Origin of the sequence: Megasphaera coli (assembly GCF_900095855.1) — a bacterium.
In the GTDB taxonomy this organism is placed as follows: domain Bacteria; phylum Bacillota; class Negativicutes; order Veillonellales; family Megasphaeraceae; genus Megasphaera; species Megasphaera massiliensis_A.
In genome coordinates this window covers 924764-943288 of record NZ_FMIY01000002.1, presented here as the reverse complement: position 1 = coordinate 943288, position 18525 = coordinate 924764, and the positions used below count along the sequence as shown (strand labels likewise).

Below are 18525 nucleotides of genomic sequence, written 5' to 3'. Positions count from 1 at the left end.
CGACAGAAAGGATGTATTTTTATGGATCCGAAATACAGCGGTATTGATTTTGCCGGTTTAGACCGCAGAAGGAAGCTTCATATTATTCTTCCCGTTTTTCTGGTTTCCGTCATTGCCTTTATAGACCGGGTAAATATTGCTTACGCCGGCATGACGATGGCGCAGCAGTTGGATTGGCTCACGCCTGAAATATTCGGCGCCGGTGCAGGTATGTTTTTCTTGGGATACTTTTTCTTTGAAATTCCCGGCTCCTTAATTGCGGCGAAATTTGATGCCTGCAAATGGATTGCCCGGATTATGTTTACATGGGGTATTGTGTGCGGATTGTTGGCATTCATGACGGCACCGTGGCATTTTTATTTGTTCCGGTTTTTGCTCGGTGCGTGTGAAGCCAGCCTGTATCCGGTAATTTACGCCGTATTGTTTCCGCGGTGGTTCCTCGGCAGGGAGCGGGCGGCAGCTATTTCCTTAATGTTGACCTCTCTTTTGATCGCGGCTATCATAGGCGCGCCCATTGCCGGAATATTGCTGGAACTGAATTTGTTCGGGCTTTACGGTTGGCAATGCCTGTTCTTGCTGGAAGCCGTTCCGGCCGTGGTTTTTACATTCGTGTTCCTGTTTTGGGTTAAAGATCGGCCGGATAAGGTTAATTGGCTTTCGCCGCTGGAAAAAGAGTATTTAAAAGAAACTATTGCAGCGGAAGAAGAGGAAAAGGATAAAGCTAAAAAGTATACGATTTGGCAGGCTCTTACGGATAAGAAAGTATGGCGGTTATGTGTAATTTATTTTACCTGGATTACCGGCTTTTGGGGCTTCAATTTCTGGATGCCACAGGTTCTCAAAAGCGTGTCCGGCTGGTCACCGGCATTAGTGGGTATTGCCATTGTATTTCCCATGGGAGCGGCATTGATTGCTCAAATTATTATCGGGCACCACTCCTCTAAAACCGGAGAAGTTCGTTGGCACATTGCAGGCTGCATGTTTTTAGGCGCTTTCGGGTTGATTTGCGCTCCGTTTATTCATACAGGCATTCTCAGCCTGATCTTCATTTCCGTTACGGCTGTCGGCGTGTATTCGGCAATGGGAACCTGGTGGTCCGTACCTACGACTTTTCTCAGCGGTGCGGCGGCGGCCGGTGCTACGGCAATGATTAACTCCATCGCAAATTTGGGAGGATACTTGGGGCCCTATATGCTGGGCGTTATTAAGCAGACTACGGGATCAACCGATGCCGGCTATTGGGCACTCGGAGGCATGCTGATCATTTCGGGACTGGTCATGTTGTCCCTGCCCAAAAAGGGTAAGCTTCAGTCCGGGAATAAATAAGGAAACATAATCTGAAAAGGTGTATTGACCGAAATAAAGGAGGAACTGAATTATGGCCGGTGAACTGACTATGCCTCAATTGGGCCTGACAATGACGGAGGGCACCGTCTCGCAGTGGTTGAAGCAGGAAGGCGATGCCGTCAAAAAAGGTGACGGCGTTGTCGAAGTGGAGACCGATAAAATCAATAATATCGTAGAAGCTCCGGAAGACGGCATTTTGTTAAAAATAGTCGCCCGGGAAGGCGACGTATTGCCGGTTAAAGGCTTACTCGGCATCATCGGCGCTGCCGGAGAAACGGTTAATGTACGGCGAACAGCTGATGATACCTTTGATCTGCCCGCAATTGCGGCGGCAAATGAAGAAGTGGCCGCCGTATCCGAGCTGAGCGGAGCAATTCCGGTACAGAATGTCGTTGTTGACGGCCGGGTATTGGCTACTCCCTATGCCCGGTTTTTAGCAAAAAAAGACGGCATTAACCTGGCGCTTGTAACAGGCAGCGGGCCGAACGGCAGAATCGTCGGCGATGACGTGTCGGCGTATAAAGAAGAGCATAAGGTTCGTATTTCACCTGCAGCCGCAAAGCTTGCCGCTGAATTGGGTGTTGATACGGGATGTGTTCAATCGGACGGCCGCATTATGAAAAAGGATGTTTTGCGTGCGGCCGGAGCTGCCGCGGAAGTCCCGCTTCGGCAGCCTGACGCGAAGCTTGACGTGAGTGCGGCTACGGCGGCAAAGGACACGAACAAAACTGAGTTAAAAGGCATGCGCAAGGTCATTGCCCGACGCTTGAGTGAAGGCTGGCGCAATACGCCGCATGTCCATCATACGGTTGAAATCGACATGACGGAAGCGACGGCGCTGAGAGCGGCCTTTAAGAAAATGGATAAGAAACTCTCTTTTACCGATTTGATTATCAAGGCCCTGAGCCGTGTATTGGAAGAATATACTGCCGCCAATGACAGCTTTGCGGATGACTATATTATCCACAATGCGGACATTAACATGGGCGTGGCTGTAGCGATTGACGGCGGCTTGATCGTGCCTGTCATTAAAAATACCGACCGCCTCGGCGTAATGCAGATTCACGACAAAGTAGGCGAGCTGGCTGAAAAAGCGAGAGCAGGGCGGCTTTCACCGGATGAAATGCAGGGCGGAACCTGCACGATCAGTAATCTGGGAATGTACGGCTGCGACCACTTCACACCGATCGTCAATCCGCCGGAAGCGGTGATTCTCGGTGTGTGCCGGACAGTGGAAAAACCGATAGTTAAAGACGGGGAAATTGTGATTGCGCCTATGATGAATGCCGTATTGGGCTATGACCACCGCGTTATTGACGGCGCCACTGCCGGGCTGGTAACCTCGCGCTTGAGGGAATACATGGAAAATCCGCTGTTGCTGTTATAAGGAATGCAGTTATTCGGACGGATGAAAGGAGACCGTGAATTATGGCCGGTGAACTGATTATGCCTCAATTGGGCCTGACGATGACGGAGGGAACCGTCTCGCAGTGGTTGAAGCAGGAAGGCGATGCCGTCAAAAAAGGTGACGGCATTGTCGAAGTGGAGACCGATAAAATCAATAATATCGTGGAAGCGCCGGAAGACGGCGTTCTGTTGAAAATAGTCGCACAAGAAGGAGATGTATTGCCGGTAAAGGGTGTGTTGGGCTATATCGGTGCCGCCGGTGAAGTCGTTGCCGCAGCCGCCGCAAAAAGTACGGACGGCACGAGCGGTGAAGCTGTTGAAAAAGCGGCTGCGGCGACGTCCGGCAGGAGTGCTGAAAAAAGCAAAAAACGTATTATCGTTATCGGTGCCGGTCCCGGCGGATATGTAACCGCGATTAAAGCGGCACAGCTTGGTGCGGACGTATCCGTCATTGAAGAAGACCATGTCGGCGGCACCTGCCTGAATGTAGGCTGTATTCCGACAAAGGCGCTGATACATGTCAGCTCATTGTACGATTCGATTATAAGAGAAGCAGGAACCGTGGGTGTACATGTAACCGGTGCAGCTGTTGATTGGAGCGAGGCGGTTAAATATAAGGAGTCCGTTGTTAAGCGGTTGGTCGGCGGTGTTGACAGCCTTCTGAAAGCCAACGGCGTAAAAAAATATACCGGGCACGGCCGTATTATTGATGCCCATACGGTAGATGCGGCCGGTGAGGAGCTGACTGCCGATTATATCATTCTGGCCACCGGCTCGGAACCGGTATACTTAAAGCTCCCCGGGGCCGATTTGCCGGGAGTGCTTGACAGTACGCAGGCTTTGGCATTAACAAAGATTCCGAAGTCTATTGTCATTATCGGCGGCGGTGTTATCGGTATTGAATTTGCAGCCATGTTTGCGGCCGTAGGGGCAAAATGCACAATCGTGGAAGCGTTGCCTTATATTTTGCCGCCGGTGGATAAAGAAATTGTGGCTCTCGTTCAGGGAGATTTGGAAAAACGGGGCATTGAAGTAGCTGTCAACTCGAAAGTCGAGTCCATCGAGCGGCAGGACGGATTGCTGACCGTATATGCCAAACGGCAGGAAGAAGACCTTGCCGTTACCGGTGAAGCGGTTATCGTTGCAGTCGGACGCAGGCCGAGAACGGCGAATATCGGCCTGGAAGACGCAGGTGTCGTTCTGGAACGCGGCCGGATCGTTACGGATGAACATTTCCGGACTTCCGTACCGGGAATTTTCGCCGTCGGCGATTGCAACGGAAAACTAATGCTGGCTCATGCCGCTTCGGCACAGGGGGTGGCTGCCGTCGAGTACATTATGCGGGGTGAAGGCTCGTTTGAGGAGGCGACGGCCCCGGCATGCATTTACTTGGAACCGGAAGTGGCAGGCGTAGGCCTGCGGGAAGATGAAGCGGCCGCTAAAGGGATTGAGTATAAAGCAGGACGCTTCATGTTATCGGGAAACGGAAAATCGCTTATTGAAAACGGCGGAGTAGGCATGATAAAAATTATTGCCGATGCCAAATACGGCGAGGTTTTGGGCGTCCATATGTACGGACCGCGTGTGACCGAGTTGATTGCCGCCTGCAGTTTGGCGATACGGCTGGAGGCTACGGTGGATGAGTTGATCAGCACGATTTGGGCACATCCGTCCGTAGGGGAAGCTATTGGAGAGGCCGCATTGGATGTATTCCAAGCATCTATTCACTGGCCGCCTGAACGCAAATAAATTAGGGATATGAGCTGCGGCAGGGGAGCGGTTATAAATTCCCTTTCCGCAGCCTACCTGCTGTTCGAGGTGAGGAACATGACTGCTCATATGAAAAAGCCGGAATGGCTCAAGCAACGGGTTTGTAATGATGAGACATATACTGCCGTAAAAAATATGATGAAACGGTTGCAGTTACATACGGTGTGCGAGAACGCCGATTGCCCCAATATCGGTGAATGCTTCGGTCATAAAACGGCTACCTTTCTTATCCTCGGCGGCGTGTGTACCAGAGCGTGCAGATATTGTGCCGTTACAAAGGGAAAACCGTTGCCGCCGGATAGGGATGAACCGGGAAAATTGGCGGCAGCCGTGGAGATGTTGGGGTTAAAGCATGTCGTTATTACGTCGGTTGCGCGAGATGATTTGGCTGACGGCGGCGCCTTTCAATTTTCCGAATGTATACAGGCCGTACGCCGATATTCCTCCAAGACGACGACAGAAGTATTGGTACCCGACTTTAAGGGGAAGCGGAGCAGTCTCGATTTGGTACTGCGCAGCCGACCGACTGTATTTAACCATAATATCGAGGCCGTAAGGCGCCGCTTTTCCGACGTTCGTCCAATTGGCAGCTACGACCTCTCGCTGGAGGTATTGAAGTATGCGGCAAACCATGCCGTCAGGCCGCTAATTAAAAGCGGGATTATGGTGGGGTTCGGGGAGACGCCGGCGGATCTGGAAGAAGCGTTTCGTGATTTAAAGGCCGCCGGAGCGGATATTATTACTATAGGGCAGTATTTAAGACCGTCTGAGGAACACGTGCCCGTTGCGGAGTATATTACGCCCGAAAAATTCGAATTATATAAAAACATGGCCGAAGCGGCGGGAATTTCGCATGTAGTAAGCGGTCCGCTGGTCAGAAGCTCTTATAAAGCCGGCATTGCAGTTGATGATTATTATAAAGCCCGGGAAGGAACCTCTGCCGACTTCGGTTAAATTAAGAAACAGTAAACAGAGGGATAAGATGAAATATTTAGAAGTGAAATCAACTGATCCGTATTTGAATTTGGCTTTGGAAAATTATATTTTTGAATATATGGAGCCGAAGGATGACTATTTTTTATTATGGCAAATTGACAACACTATATTAGTGGGAAAACATCAGAATACGGTCGAAGAAATAAATTGTAAATTTGTAGACGAGCATCATATTCATGTCGTCAGAAGATTGACCGGGGGCGGTGCCGTTTTTCATGATTTAGGGAATATAAATTATTCATTCATTGTGAAGCGGCAACGCGATAGAGATTTTAACTTCGCTGTTTTTGCCGAGCCTGTATTACGTGTTATGAACAACCTGGGAATTAAGGCTGAATTTTCGGGAAGGAATGATTTACTGATAGACGGCATGAAGTTTTCCGGCAATGCGCAATGTGTAAATGAAGAGCGCTTGCTGCATCACGGCTGTATTATGGTTGATGCCGACGTAGACTATCTTTCAAGTGCTTTGCAGGTAAAAAAGAAAAAATATGAATCGCGCAGTATCAAGTCCGTCCGGAGCCGGGTGACATCGGTCAACTCACATTTATCAATTCCCGTTAATGCAGCGCAATTTAAAAAGCTGTTGCTGCAGGAAGTGCTGAAGGATAACGAAAATATGGAACCGTTGGTAATAACTGAAGCGGATTGGGAAAATATAAAAAAACTTAAGGAAAAAAGATTCGCTGCCTGGCAATGGAATTACGGCAAATCGCCGGCATATAACTTTCGCCGTGAGAAAAAATTTCCTGCAGGCTTGGTGACCGTTTATATGCAGGTAGATAAAGGCCGGGTCGAATCGATCAACTTTTATGGCGATTTTTTCGGCGATAAAAATATCTCCGAGCTGGAGAAAAAATTTGTCGGCCTGCCGTTGAAACGGGAGGACTTGTTGGCGGCACTGGAAAAGATGCAAATCGGTTCGTATATGAACGGCATTTCGGCGCAAAATATATATGATTTGATACGATATTCTTGAAATTTCGGCAATGGGACAGGCACGCTCATGCTGCCGCTTGCAACATGAGCGTGCCTGTCGATTATGTTTCTCATCATGTATGAAATTTAGACAGTAAGCGGCGACTTCTATTTCGGATGTCCTTCACTTACGTTTAATTCATTCATCAGGGCATTTTGCAGCACATTGGAAAAATTAACGTTACTCTCCTTTGCCAGCGTGTCGAGCCAACGGGGAATGGACAAGGTCTTTTTTACAGCCTGCGTATCGTTGTGTTTGCGATATTCCGCCGTATCCGCCTTGATTAAAGCGAGTATGTCATCGTCGGCTATTGCTAAATCACGGGGGTTAGTGGGTACGGGTATTTCCTTGCTCTTCTCCTCGGCATGCCACAGCCACAAATTCAACGCATCTTCCGCCATGGAAAACGCGTCGGCCAAGGATTCGCCGTCCGTATGAATGTGCGGAAAATCGGGAAAAGAAATTAAATACCCTCCTTCTTCGGCATGCGTAAAAACAACAGGATATATATACTTCATAAGCGATCACTCCTCTAACGGACCCCGGCAATAAAAAAGAAAATACTACTTTAAGCCGGCATCCTTTAAAATAGCTTGAACAGTTCCGGTTTTTACTTCTTTTGCATTGTGACGAGGGATTTGCAATTCATTACCTGTAATGGGACTATACCAAATATCGTGGCGTGAACCGCTGCGGAGTTTTAGACAACCGTTCTTTCTCAGGAGTTTTGCCGGTTCAGATATTTTCATGTTAGCAGTTCCTTTATTAAAAAATAGTATAATACGTAATAATACGTAAGTAAAGACAGTAAAGAAATTTGATTTTTGGAAATAACGGAAGCTATATTACGGTATCATAACGGCATGTGAAAAATCTTGATTTTAATTGAAATATAATCAACCTGAGTAATAACATTAAAAGATACTGTGACAATACTGCGTAAGCGGGCGGGTAGGCCGGCCTGTCGATTATGTTTCTCAGCTTGACGACAGGGGCCGTATTGGGTATGATAAACACGATGGCTGGGCAGGTTGCCTTGCCTGTTATTTTTATATGTTTGTGTTCGCAGTGTGCTGTCCGTTTTACGGAAAAGACGTTGTCTTAGCGCTGGCTCTCCGCGAGGAGAGGACGAGGAAGAGGTTGTCGAGGTTTCAGCGGATGCCTCTCGGCCGGGCCGGTCGATAAAGGCCGTTAAAACTCAGCGGTGACGGTGAGGACAAAGCGGTATATAAGGGCTCGGGCAGGAACGCGAACCGCAGCTGCAAGGAGGGTTTTTACAGTATGTGCGGTATTGTCGGATATGTGGGAAAGGAAGAGGCGGCTCCTTTTTTGTTGGACGGCCTCTCCAAGTTGGAATACCGGGGCTACGATTCGGCCGGCATTGCCACTATCGACGGGACGAAACTCGTCGTGGAAAAATGCGTCGGCCGTTTGGCGGCGCTGAAGGAAAAAATCGACGGTCATGTGCCTAAAGGGACTATCGGCATCGGCCACACCCGTTGGGCGACACACGGCCGTCCGGCCGATAACAATGCCCACCCCCATACGGACGGAGCGGGGCGCTTTGCCGTCGTCCACAACGGTATCATTGAAAATTATTTGCCTTTAAAAGAAGGGCTTCTGAAGAAGGGCCATGAATTTAAGTCGGAAACGGATTCGGAAGTGGTTGTTCATCTTTTGGCCGATGTCTATGACGGCGATTTCGAGGCTGCCGTGCACAGGGTCCTGACCATGATCGAAGGATCGTATTCTCTCGTATTTCTCTCCAAGGACCACCCGGATCGCCTCATTTGCGCGAAAAAGGACAATCCTCTGGTCATCGGTCTCGGCAACGGGGAAAATTTCATCGCTTCCGATATTCCCGCCATCATTTCCCGTACGCGGCGAACGTATATTTTAAATGACGGAGAAATCGCCGTCGTTCACAGGGACGGCGTGGATGTGTGCAACTTTGCAGGCGAACGGATCGACAAGAAGGTTTTTGAAGTAAACTGGAATGCCGAAGCTGCCGAAAAGGGCGGCTATGAGCACTTCATGCTCAAGGAAATTCACGAACAGCCCAAAGCCGTGCGCGATACGATGTCGCAGCGCATTGCGAAAGACGGGAAGTCCGTCGTTTTTGACGAGCTCAAGTGGGATAAGGATTTTCTCGATTCGATCGACAAAATTTCCATCGTCGCCTGCGGTACGGCCTACCATGCAGGTCTCGTGGGCAAGACGTATATCGAAAAGCTGGTGCGTATTCCCGTTGAAATCGACGTGGCCTCGGAGTTTCGCTACAAAGACCCTATTATTGACGACAAGACGCTGACCGTCGTCGTCAGCCAGTCCGGTGAAACGAGCGATACCTTGGCGGCACTGAAAGAGGCGAAGCGGCGCGGTGCCAAGACGGTGGCCATTACGAACGTTGTCGGCTCGTCCATTGCCCGCGAAGCGGATCGGGTTATTTATACGTGGGCCGGTCCGGAAATCGCCGTCGCCTCGACGAAGGCGTATACGACACAGCTCGTCGCCTTTTTCATGCTTGCCCTGTACATGGCGGAAATTGAAGGAACACAGCCGTCCGAACGGATTGCCGAACTCATTGCGGCCCTGCAGAAGCTGCCCGACGACGTGAGCCGTACCTTTGAAGATGTGGAGCCGATCAAGACCTTTGCCACGAAGTACGGCTTTAATGAAGACGCTTTCTTCATCGGCCGGTCTCTCGACTACAACGTGGCCATGGAGGGTTCTCTGAAACTGAAGGAAATTTCCTATATTCACGCGGAAGCCTATGCGGCGGGCGAACTCAAGCACGGTACGCTGGCGCTGATCGTCAAAGGTGTGCCGGTCATCGCCCTGGCGACGCAGAAGTCCGTGTATGAAAAGACGCTCGGCAATATAAAAGAAGTAAAGGCGCGCGATGCCGTCGTCATCGGCATTGCCGCCGCCGACGACACGGAACTTGCCAAGTATGTGGACCATGTCATCAAGGTACCCGCTACGGACGAACTCCTGATCCCTATTTTGGCGGTCATTCCCTTGCAGCTGCTCGCGTATTATGCGGCCGTTACGAGAGGCTGTGATGTCGACAAGCCGCGGAACCTTGCCAAATCCGTAACAGTTGAATAAATGTATACATCCTTGGGGGAGTACATTCCTGTAATGTACTTCCCCCTTTTGCATCTAATTGAGAATATATACGCCGAATGCGTAAAGAAAATGGAATGGCAGTAATAATGCAAAAATAGAAATAGAACTATGCTTGACACAAATGGATAAAAATCTTTATAATTAAGATAAAGTTAAACGTTATACGTAAACTGAAAAGGAGTGAGATCTATGGCAAAACAAATCATAAAAACTCTCGACGGGAACGAGGCGGCTTCCGACGTGGCTTATGCCTTTACGGAGGTAGCGACGATTTACCCGATTACGCCGTCATCGCCGATGGCGGAACACGTTGATGCCTGGGCGGCACACGGCCGCAAGAACCTCTTCGGCCAGCCCGTCAAACTCGTGGAAATGCAGTCCGAAGCGGGTGCCATCGGTGCCGTTCACGGTGCGGCCGAAACGGGCAGTCTCTGTTCGACTTTTACGGCGTCGCAGGGACTCATGCTCATGATTCCCGTACTGCACCGCCTGTCCGGTCAGCTGAAGCCTGTTGTTCTGCATATTGCGGCCCGTACGGTCGGGACCCATACCATGTCCATTTTCGGCGATCATTCCGACGTCATGGGCTGTCGCAATACGGGCTTTGCCATGCTTTGCAGCGCAAGCGTTCAGGAATGCGCCGATCTTGCTGCCGTATCCCATTTGTCGGCCATTAAGGGACATGTGCCGTTTATGCATTTCTTTGACGGCTTCCGCACGTCCCATGAAATTCAAAAAATTTCCATGCTGCCGGAAGAAGAACTGAAAAAACTCATCGACGAAGACGCGCTTTATCAGTTCAAACATACCGGCCTCAATCCGGAACACCCGGTCATGCGCAGTACCGTAACGAATCCGGACATGTACTTTCAGTCCAAAGAAGCGAGCAACCTCTGGTACGACCGGCTGCCGCAGATCGTCGATGAATACATGCAGCAAATCAGCATGCTCACAGGGCGCGAATATAAGCTTTTCAACTATTACGGCGCAGCCGATGCGGAATCGGTCGTCATCGCCATGGGTTCCGTTACGGGCGCGATTCAGGAAACGGTGGACGCCTTGAACGCGCAGGGCAAGAAGACGGGCTATGTGCAGGTTCACCTTTATCGCCCCTTCTCGTTGGAACACTTCGTGGCGGCCCTGCCGAAGACGGTGAAGAAGATCACGGTCATGGATCGCACGAAGGAACCGGGCGCCCTCGGCGAACCGCTTTATGAAGATGTCTGCGCTGCTGTTCGCCATACGGATCTGCATGCGAAAATTTACGCCTGTCGCTACGGCTTGTCATCGAAAGACGTACCGCCCGCTTCGATTCATGCGGTTTTCCGCAATATGGACGCGGAGCAGCCTAAGGTACACTTTACGGTCGGCCTGAACGACGACGTGACGCATCTTTCCATTCCCGACGTGCCCTTGGCGGTCGATTCGGAAGGCATCGTCAACTGTAAGTTCTGGGGCTTCGGCTCGGACGGTACTGTCGGCGCCAACAAAAACTCCATCAAGATCATCGGCGACAACACGGACATGTTCGTACAGGCATACTTCGAATATGATACGAAGAAGTCCGGCGGCGTCACGAAGTCACACTTGCGTTTCGGCAAGAATCCGATCCGTGCGACCTACTATATTAAGGAAGCGGATTTCCTCGCCTGCCATAAGCCCGTTTACATGAGTACGTACGATATTGTCGGTGAAGTACGGGACGGCGGCGTATTTCTCCTCAACTGCAGCTGGACGCCGGAAGAATTGGAAACGCACCTGTCCAATAAGGTAAAGCGCCAAATCGCGCAGAAAAAAATACGGTTCTACACGATCGACGCGTCGAAAATCGCACGCGAAATCGGCCTCGGCAGCAACCGGACGAACACGGTGCTGCAGGCGGCGTTCTTCAAACTGGCCAACATCATGCCCATTGAAGACGCTGTGGAACATATGAAAAAAGCTATTTACAAGACATACATGGCCAAGGGAGACAAGATTGTCTCCATGAACCAGGCCGCCGTTGACCGCGGTGTGGACGGTATCGTGAAAATCGATGTTCCCGCCGCCTGGGCGGAGCTTCCGGAAGAAGCGGTGCAGGAAGATACACGCAACATTCCCGATTTCATCAAGAAAATCGTCGAACCGTCGAACCTGCAGAAGGGCGATGATATTCCGGTCAGCGAATTTGTTCCCTATGCGGACGGCTCCTATCCCATGGGCTCGACGAAGTACGAAAAGCGCGGTATTGCCAGCGTCGTGCCGCGGTGGATCCGGGAAAACTGCATTCAGTGCAACCGCTGCTCCCTCGTGTGCCCGCATGCCGCTATTCGTCCCTTCCTGGCGACGAAGGAAGAATTGGCAAAGGCGCCGCAGGGCTTTGAAACCAAACCGGCAACCGGCAAGGGTATGGAAGAATACGGCTTCCGTATCCAGGTGTCACCGCTTGACTGCTACAGCTGCCAGTGCTGCGTCAACGCCTGCCCGGCGAAGGAAAAAGCCCTCGTCATGGAACCTCTCGACACGCAGCTTCATGAACACGAAGATTGGGAATTTGCCGTAACGCTCAGCCAGAAGGAAACGACCTTCGACAAGTTCTCCGTCAAGGGCAGCCAGTTCAACCAACCTCTTCTCGAATTCTCCGGCGCCTGCGCAGGTTGTGCCGAAACGGCGTACATGAAGGTCCTGACGCAGCTCTTCGGCCAGCGCATGCTCGTTGCCAACGCGACCGGCTGTACGCAGGCATGGGGCTCCGCCATGCCGAGTCTGTCCTACACGACGAATGCCGACGGCTACGGCCCGGCATGGTCGAATTCGGTCTTCGAAGATAATGCGGAATTTGCACTCGGCATGTCCCTGTCCATGGATCAGCAGCGCATGGATTTGCGCCTGAAGACGGAAGAGCTCCTGCCCCTCGTCGACGGTGAATTGGCCGAAGCGGCGCAGACCTGGCTCGACTCGTTCGGCGTGAAGAACGAAGGGGAAGTGACGGAAGGCCTCAGTAAGGCTTATATTGCGGCCCTCGCCAAGGCCGATGTAAGCGGCAGGGCGAAGGAGCTTCGCGATTACATCCTCGCCCACAAGGAACACATCGTCAAGAAGACCATTTGGATGTACGGCGGTGACGGCTGGGCGTACGATATCGGTTACGGCGGTTTGGATCACGTCCTTTCGATGCACCATAACCTCAATATCATGCTCGTCGACACGGAAGTATATTCCAACACGGGCGGGCAGTCTTCCAAGGCGACTCCTGTAGGCGCAGTGGCGCAATTCGCCTCGGCAGGCCGCCGCTCCAACAAGAAAGACCTGGGGCGCCTCCTCATGACGTACGGTCATATTTACATCGCCCAGGTTGCGCTCGGCGCCGATCCGAATCAGCTCATGAAAGCGATCAAAGAAGCCGAAGCCTATGACGGCCCGTCCATCATCATCGCTTACTCGCCCTGCATCAACCACGGCCTGAGCTGCGGCATGGGCCGGGCGCAGGAAGAAATGAAGCGCGCCGTAGAATGCGGTTACTGGCACTTGTATCGTTACAATCCGGAGCTGCGGGAACAGGGCAAGAACCCGTTCATCCTCGATTCGAAAGAACCGAAGGCGTCCTTCCGCGACTACCTCATGGGCGAAACGCGGTATGCCGCTCTTACGAGAACCTTCCCGGATATTGCGGACGAATTGTTTGCAAAAGCCGAAGACTTTGCGAAAGAAAAATACGAAATCTATAAGAACATGGCAAACGGCTAAGGTTGCCTATAACTAAGGGGCCGTAACAGGATAACTGAAAATATTATCCTGTTACGGCCCCTTTTTGATACGATTTTTATTTCGGTGCCGAGGTTTTTTGTTTTTTCGAGGAGCAACAATCGTCGCCGTTACAGCAGGAGCAGCCTGATGTTCCTTTGAACAGGCCGCGTATGTGTCTGAACATGTATACGGCGGCAATGATGATTACGATCCCTATAATATATGTTGCCGGGGTCATGCTGATCGCCTTCTTTCCGTATTGGGCACTGCGGTTTTTGCATAATGCCCGAATCTGAAGAACTCTTATGCGCCTAATCCTGCAAGAAGAGCCAAGTGGTATACAACAAAGGAGAATACATAAGCCAAGGTAAGTCCCAGGCCTGCAGAGAAGCCCATCCATTTCCAGGAGTTCGTTTCACGCTTGATAACGGCCAGTGCGGCTACACAAGGCATGTAGAGGAGGCAAAATACCATTAGTGAAAGAGCGACGGCCCGGTTGAAGCTGGGGTCGTCGGCAAGATAGGTGACGAGGTTTGCTTCGTGCTTATCGTCCGCTTCTACACTGTAAATGGTGGCCAGCGTAGAGACCATGACCTCTTTTGCAGCCGTGCAGGCAATGATGCCTACGCCGATCTTCCAGTCGAATCCGAGCGGTTTGATTGCCGGCTCGATGAACCGGCCGAGACGGGCGGCGTAGCTTTGTGATAATTTTTCAGCCTTTTGCTGCGAATCCAAGTCACTTATCGCGTCATCGGCAGCCTTTTGCGCATCAAAGAGGGGAAGCGCCTGCGCATAGACGTTCGGGTCGGACTGCTTGAGGCCGGCAAAGGCATCGGGATATTCCGGTTTATCTTCCGCTTCCTGTGCCTGCTTGACATTTTTAATGTCCTGATCTTCGTCGTCTGCCGCGTCATCGGCTTCTTTTTGTGCGCTGATCATGGATTCATACATGCTGCTCAGCCGTGCGTTGTCTTCGATGGAGGTCAGTCCGTACGAGGTGAGGAGCGCCGACTGCCGCTTTTCCAACGTGGCCGTTACGGCATCCTTTGCGGCGTCGAAGTCCTGCGAATAATCTACGTCCATCGGGTAGGCCGTGAGGAACCAAACGAGGATGGAAGCGCCGAGAATGATCGTACCGGCTTTTTTCAAGTAAAGAACTGTACGTTCCCACATGTGCATGAGTACGCCTTTGACAGTCGGTACATGGTAAGGCGGCAGCTCCATGACGAACGGCTCCTGCTCGCCTTTAAATTCCGTACGGCGCAGGATGAGCGCAATAGCGATTGCCACGACGATGCCGAGCAGGTACATGCCGAAGAGCACGGTGCCGCCGAATCCCGTCGAGCCGAAAAAGGCCGCGATAAACAGTGTGTATACCGGCAGGCGGGCGCCGCAGGACATGAAGGGCAGGCCCAGGATCGTGACCATGCGGTCCCTTTCATTATCCAAGGTGCGTGCGGCCATGATTCCCGGTACATTACAGCCGAAGCCGAGGATCATGGGGATAAAAGACTTGCCGTGGAGACCGAAGGCCCGCATGATACGGTCGATCAGGAAGGCCGCACGCGCCATATAGCCCGAGTCTTCAATAAGGCTGATGAAAAAGTACAAAAGGACGATGAGCGGTACAAAGCTGAGAACCGCACCGACACCGCCGATGGCGCCGTCCACGACGAGAGAGCGAAGCTGTTCGTCTTCGATGATCGTGCCGAGCCGGTCGCCGAGCATGCCGAAGCCCGTTTCCAGCCAATCCTGCGGATAAGCGCCCAAGTCGATAACGACCGTGAACATAAGCCACATAAAGAACAGGAATATAGGCAGACCCAGGATCTTGTGCGTCAGGACCCGGTCTATCCTGTCGGAAAGAGTATCGCTCGTGCCGGCGGAGACGACGGCGGCGTTGTATGCTTCAACGGCAAATTGATGGCGATACTGCGCGAAGTGGAAATCAAGATCCACCTTATCTTTCAACCCGGCCCGCAGCCGGGAAGCTTCTTCGAGTATCTTTTCGGCACCGTCGACAGCTTGAACCTTTTCGACGACATCGCTGTCGTTTTCAAGGAGCTTGACTGCCAGCCAGCGGAGCGGATAATTGATATTGCCGGATTCTTCAATGACCTTCGTTAATGCCGTGATCGCCGGTTCCACCACCGGACCGTAGAAGATCTGCGGATTCTTGAGCTTGCTCAGGCGTTCTTCATCAATGACGACGGCAAGCAGCCGGTCCGTACCGATATTTTTGCTGCCTACGAGAGGAACGACGACGGCACCGAGTTTTTCGCCGAGCTTCTCCAAGTCGATTTTGACATTCATCCGCTCGGCAATATCCATCATATTGAGCGCCAGGACTACAGGCCTGCCCAATTCGGCGAGCTGAGCTGCCAAGTAAAGGTTGCGTTCAGATTGGACGCGTCGAGTACATTGACGATCAGATCCGGCTTATCGTTGATAATAACATTCCGAGCCACCACTTCGTCGAGGGAACGGGCCGTCAGGCTGTATGTACCCGGCAGATCGATAAAAAGAAGATCTTCGCCGTTGTACGACCGGTGGCCTTCTTTTTTTTCTACCGTAACTCCCGGATAGTTGCCGACGTGCTGTTTGGCGCCTGTAATGTTGTTGAAGATCGTGGTCTTGCCGCAGTTCGGATTGCCTGCCAGGGCGATTCGTACAGTTTTGTTTGAATTCATTTTAACAGTTTTCCTCCCCGTCGACGGCTACACTGATCATAGCCGCTTCATTTTTTCGCAGAGCCAACGCACAGCCCTTTACTTTTACCTCTACGGGATCACCTAAAGGCGCCGTTTTGACTACCGAAATATGAGAGCCCTTTACGACGCCCATATCGACCAGCCGGTGCTGGATGTTGCCGTGTCCTTCGAGCTTTTCGACAGTACCGGAAGCGCCCGCTTCCATGTCTGCCAATCTTCTGATGTTCATGTTATGCCTCCCTGATTACGCTCCGTTTCGCCGTGAATGCCATGATTAAAGGATATCGGCATTTACGGCACGATAATAACATTCATTATCCGGTAAAGTATATAGGAGTCATATTTCTATGTCAACATAAATGGATTGACCGTTATTTTAAACTCATATAACAGATGAATCCGGCAGTATAAAAAGAACCGCCTCATGAAAGGCCGTACGGCAGTGTTGCATGAGGCGGTCGCATACTAATTGATGAGAAACTGTTGCACAAAATTAATATTCGGGGGGAATGGATTTTTTCGTTCGCGGCATACTCAGGGAATCGCCGGGATTTTCATAAAATTTAGGCGACGGCTTCGTAAAACCCGTGCCGAATACATCCGATGCGTCGCTGATGGTCATGAAGGCTTTCGGGTCGACTTTATTGACGATTTCTTTTAACTTGGATACTTCCGTCAGCTTGATGACGGCGTAAATAATCTGCTTGTCCTGCATCGTATAGGCGCCCTTGCCTTCAATAAAGGTGACGCCGTGCCCGATGTAACGCATAATGACGCGTGCCATCTGCTCCGGCCGGTTGGAGACGATAGTGACGGCTTTGCGCTGATTGAGGCCGATGACGACCTTATTGGTCACGAAAGCCGATACATACGAGGAAATGAATGTCAATACGGCCAGTTCCAAATTAAACATGTATGCCGCAAAGATGAGGATAAACGTGTTCAGGCCCATGACGACATTGCCCATTTCGAGGGAATAGAACTTTTTCACAATGGCGCCGACCACGTCGAGGCCGCCCGTGTTGCCGTTATAGCGGTAAATAATACCCATGCCGATACCGTTGAGGATACCGCCGGTGATAGCTGCCGTCATGGAATCCTGAATGATCGATTGATTGGCCAGAAAGGCGGTCATGTCGATGAGAGACGAATAGAGAAAGGTCCCCACAATCGTTAATACCGTATAACGCCTGCCCATGAACTTATAACAGGCGAAGAGGATCGGTATGTTCATGATAAAGTTGCCCGTGCCGACGGGAAGGCCCGTCGCATAGTAGACCATAATGGCGATGCCGCCGATACCGCTGCTCAAGAGGTGATGGGGGATAAAGAAGGCGTTGATGCCGACGGCGGCGATGATGCTGCCTATGAGATTGGCTATGTACGGTGTAGCCAACTGTTTTTTCGTGAGTTTTTCCTTTTGTTTCATTACGGGGACTGTCCTTTATGATGATTGTAAAAGCTTGGAGAAACCAGTATAATAAACAGGAATATCCATAGCAATTCATGATAATGCTGAATTAATATGAATTCATTATAGCATGAGGGAAATTTATAAGTAAATGATAAAAGCACAAAGCCCTCTTCGCGGCGAGGTGTGATGATACACTCCGAAAAAGCGTACGGCAAAATAAACCTGGCCATGAATATATTGGGACGGCGGCCTGACGGGTACCATGAAGTGGATACGGTCTACCAGTCCGTCTCTCTTCATGATGACATTTTATTCGAGGCGAGTCAAACATTTCGCCTCACCTGTTCGCGCAACGATCTTGTCTGTGACGAGACGAACCTGGCCTACAAAGCATATACGGCCCTTTTGCCCTTTTGCGACGGGCCGCGGCCGTTACACATTCATATTGACAAACATATTCCCGTGGCGGCAGGTCTTGCCGGAGGCAGTGCGGACTGTGCCGCCGTCCTGCGCGGTTTGAACCGCCTCTGGAAACTGGGTTTGTCGCCCGATACATTGCGGAAAATCGGCAGGGCCTTGGGGGCGGACGTCCCTTTTTGCATTAACGGCGGCATTGCCCGCGCCGGCGGCATCGGTGAAATTCTCGTGCCCCTTGCGCCTTTGCCGCAGTGGCAGGTAATTATCCTTCATCCGCCCGTGTCCGTGCACACGGATAAGGCATACGTTCTCTTCGATAAGGCAAGCGGCCTTGCCGGGACGGATGTAGGCGAGATGACCGCAGCCGTCGCGTCCAAGTCCTTTACACGCGTGTGCGACGCCATGAGCAATACCTTTGAAACACTCATTATGCCGCACGTGCCGGCTGTAGGAGAGTGTATGAACCTCCTCAGGCGCCGCGGACTGCGGCCGCTTATGACGGGCAGCGGGCCGACCGTCTTTGCTCTCGTTCCGTCCGATACGGACGGCGAGGAGCTGGCGGCAGCCATAGAAAACGAAACGAAAACGACGGAAGTCATTTTGACGACTTTGCAATAGAGAGGGAT

12 protein-coding genes and 1 pseudogene are annotated in these 18525 nt (G+C 51.4%); 8 read left to right on the top strand and 5 right to left on the bottom strand.

Annotated elements, in window-relative coordinates; translation table 11 throughout:
• Nucleotides 1–21 precede the first annotated feature (21 nt).
• The 5 genes from BQ2674_RS04900 to BQ2674_RS04880 are packed head-to-tail and all read left to right on the top strand — an operon-like array spanning nt 22 to nt 6499.
• Nucleotides 22–1326 carry an MFS transporter gene (locus BQ2674_RS04900; protein WP_075572717.1) on the top strand — a complete coding sequence of 435 codons (1305 nt, stop codon included), beginning with the start codon at nt 22–24 and terminating at the stop codon, nt 1324–1326.
• A gap of 52 nt (nt 1327–1378) precedes the next feature.
• On the top strand, nt 1379–2734 hold the full coding sequence (locus BQ2674_RS04895; RefSeq protein WP_075572716.1) for a 2-oxo acid dehydrogenase subunit E2: 1356 nt from the start codon (nt 1379–1381) through the stop codon (nt 2732–2734).
• Between the two features lie 41 nt (nt 2735–2775).
• Nucleotides 2776–4503 (top strand): dihydrolipoyl dehydrogenase, encoded by a 1728-nt coding sequence (gene lpdA / locus BQ2674_RS04890; RefSeq protein ID WP_075572715.1) that lies wholly within the window; start codon nt 2776–2778, stop codon nt 4501–4503.
• 9 nt (nt 4504–4512) lie between these two features.
• Nucleotides 4513–5478 (top strand): lipoyl synthase, encoded by a 966-nt coding sequence (gene lipA / locus BQ2674_RS04885; protein WP_407922194.1) that lies wholly within the window; start codon nt 4513–4515, stop codon nt 5476–5478.
• Between the two features lie 28 nt (nt 5479–5506).
• Nucleotides 5507–6499, top strand: a complete 993-nt coding sequence (locus BQ2674_RS04880; RefSeq protein ID WP_075572713.1) for a lipoate--protein ligase — start codon at nt 5507–5509, stop codon at nt 6497–6499.
• Nucleotides 6500–6606: 107 nt separating this feature from the next.
• On the opposite strand, the gene BQ2674_RS04875 is transcribed toward BQ2674_RS04880, so the two are convergent.
• Nucleotides 6607–7017: a type II toxin-antitoxin system HicB family antitoxin gene (locus BQ2674_RS04875; RefSeq protein ID WP_075572712.1), complete on the bottom strand. Its 411-nt coding sequence runs from the start codon at nt 7015–7017 to the stop codon at nt 6607–6609.
• Between the two features lie 45 nt (nt 7018–7062).
• Nucleotides 7063–7248, bottom strand: coding sequence for a type II toxin-antitoxin system HicA family toxin (locus BQ2674_RS04870; RefSeq protein ID WP_075572711.1), 186 nt, complete (start codon nt 7246–7248; stop codon nt 7063–7065).
• 532 nt (nt 7249–7780) lie between these two features.
• Here BQ2674_RS04870 and glmS point away from each other — a divergent pair.
• The gene (glmS, locus tag BQ2674_RS04865) at nt 7781–9610 is read left to right on the top strand and encodes a glutamine--fructose-6-phosphate transaminase (isomerizing) (RefSeq protein ID WP_075572710.1); all 1830 of its coding nucleotides are present in this window, start codon (nt 7781–7783) and stop codon (nt 9608–9610) included.
• Nucleotides 9611–9820: 210 nt separating this feature from the next.
• Nucleotides 9821–13357: a pyruvate:ferredoxin (flavodoxin) oxidoreductase gene (gene nifJ / locus BQ2674_RS04860; protein ID WP_075572709.1), complete on the top strand. Its 3537-nt coding sequence runs from the start codon at nt 9821–9823 to the stop codon at nt 13355–13357.
• Nucleotides 13358–13660: 303 nt separating this feature from the next.
• Here nifJ and feoB read toward each other — a convergent pair.
• From feoB to BQ2674_RS04845, 3 genes and pseudogenes are all read right to left on the bottom strand, one after another.
• Nucleotides 13661–16047, bottom strand: a pseudogene (gene feoB / locus BQ2674_RS08745) (ferrous iron transport protein B).
• Nucleotide 16048: 1 nt separating this feature from the next.
• Complete coding sequence (locus tag BQ2674_RS04850; protein ID WP_075572708.1) at nt 16049–16297, bottom strand: FeoA family protein; 249 nt, start codon at nt 16295–16297, stop codon at nt 16049–16051.
• Between the two features lie 264 nt (nt 16298–16561).
• Nucleotides 16562–17497 carry a YitT family protein gene (locus tag BQ2674_RS04845; protein WP_075572707.1) on the bottom strand — a complete coding sequence of 312 codons (936 nt, stop codon included), beginning with the start codon at nt 17495–17497 and terminating at the stop codon, nt 16562–16564.
• Between the two features lie 171 nt (nt 17498–17668).
• On the opposite strand from BQ2674_RS04845, the gene ispE reads away from it, so the two are divergent.
• Nucleotides 17669–18517, top strand: coding sequence for a 4-(cytidine 5'-diphospho)-2-C-methyl-D-erythritol kinase (ispE, locus tag BQ2674_RS04840; protein ID WP_075572706.1), 849 nt, complete (start codon nt 17669–17671; stop codon nt 18515–18517).
• Nucleotides 18518–18525: the final 8 nt, after the last annotated feature.

What these genes read in the sequence shown, in the direction of transcription:
- BQ2674_RS04880 (WP_075572713.1), top strand. Translation starts at nt 5,507, where the DNA reads ATGAAATATTTAGAAGTGAAATCAACTGATCCGTATTTGAATTTGGCT.
- BQ2674_RS04850 (WP_075572708.1), bottom strand. Translation starts at nt 16,297, where the DNA reads ATGAACATCAGAAGATTGGCAGACATGGAAGCGGGCGCTTCCGGTACT.
- BQ2674_RS04845 (WP_075572707.1), bottom strand. Translation starts at nt 17,497, where the DNA reads ATGAAACAAAAGGAAAAACTCACGAAAAAACAGTTGGCTACACCGTAC.
- ispE (WP_075572706.1), top strand. Translation starts at nt 17,669, where the DNA reads ATGATACACTCCGAAAAAGCGTACGGCAAAATAAACCTGGCCATGAAT.
- lipA (WP_407922194.1), top strand. Translation starts at nt 4,513, where the DNA reads ATGAGCTGCGGCAGGGGAGCGGTTATAAATTCCCTTTCCGCAGCCTAC.
- glmS (WP_075572710.1), top strand. Translation starts at nt 7,781, where the DNA reads ATGTGCGGTATTGTCGGATATGTGGGAAAGGAAGAGGCGGCTCCTTTT.
- lpdA (WP_075572715.1), top strand. Translation starts at nt 2,776, where the DNA reads ATGGCCGGTGAACTGATTATGCCTCAATTGGGCCTGACGATGACGGAG.
- BQ2674_RS04875 (WP_075572712.1), bottom strand. Translation starts at nt 7,017, where the DNA reads ATGAAGTATATATATCCTGTTGTTTTTACGCATGCCGAAGAAGGAGGG.
- nifJ (WP_075572709.1), top strand. Translation starts at nt 9,821, where the DNA reads ATGGCAAAACAAATCATAAAAACTCTCGACGGGAACGAGGCGGCTTCC.
- BQ2674_RS04900 (WP_075572717.1), top strand. Translation starts at nt 22, where the DNA reads ATGGATCCGAAATACAGCGGTATTGATTTTGCCGGTTTAGACCGCAGA.
- BQ2674_RS04870 (WP_075572711.1), bottom strand. Translation starts at nt 7,248, where the DNA reads ATGAAAATATCTGAACCGGCAAAACTCCTGAGAAAGAACGGTTGTCTA.
- BQ2674_RS04895 (WP_075572716.1), top strand. Translation starts at nt 1,379, where the DNA reads ATGGCCGGTGAACTGACTATGCCTCAATTGGGCCTGACAATGACGGAG.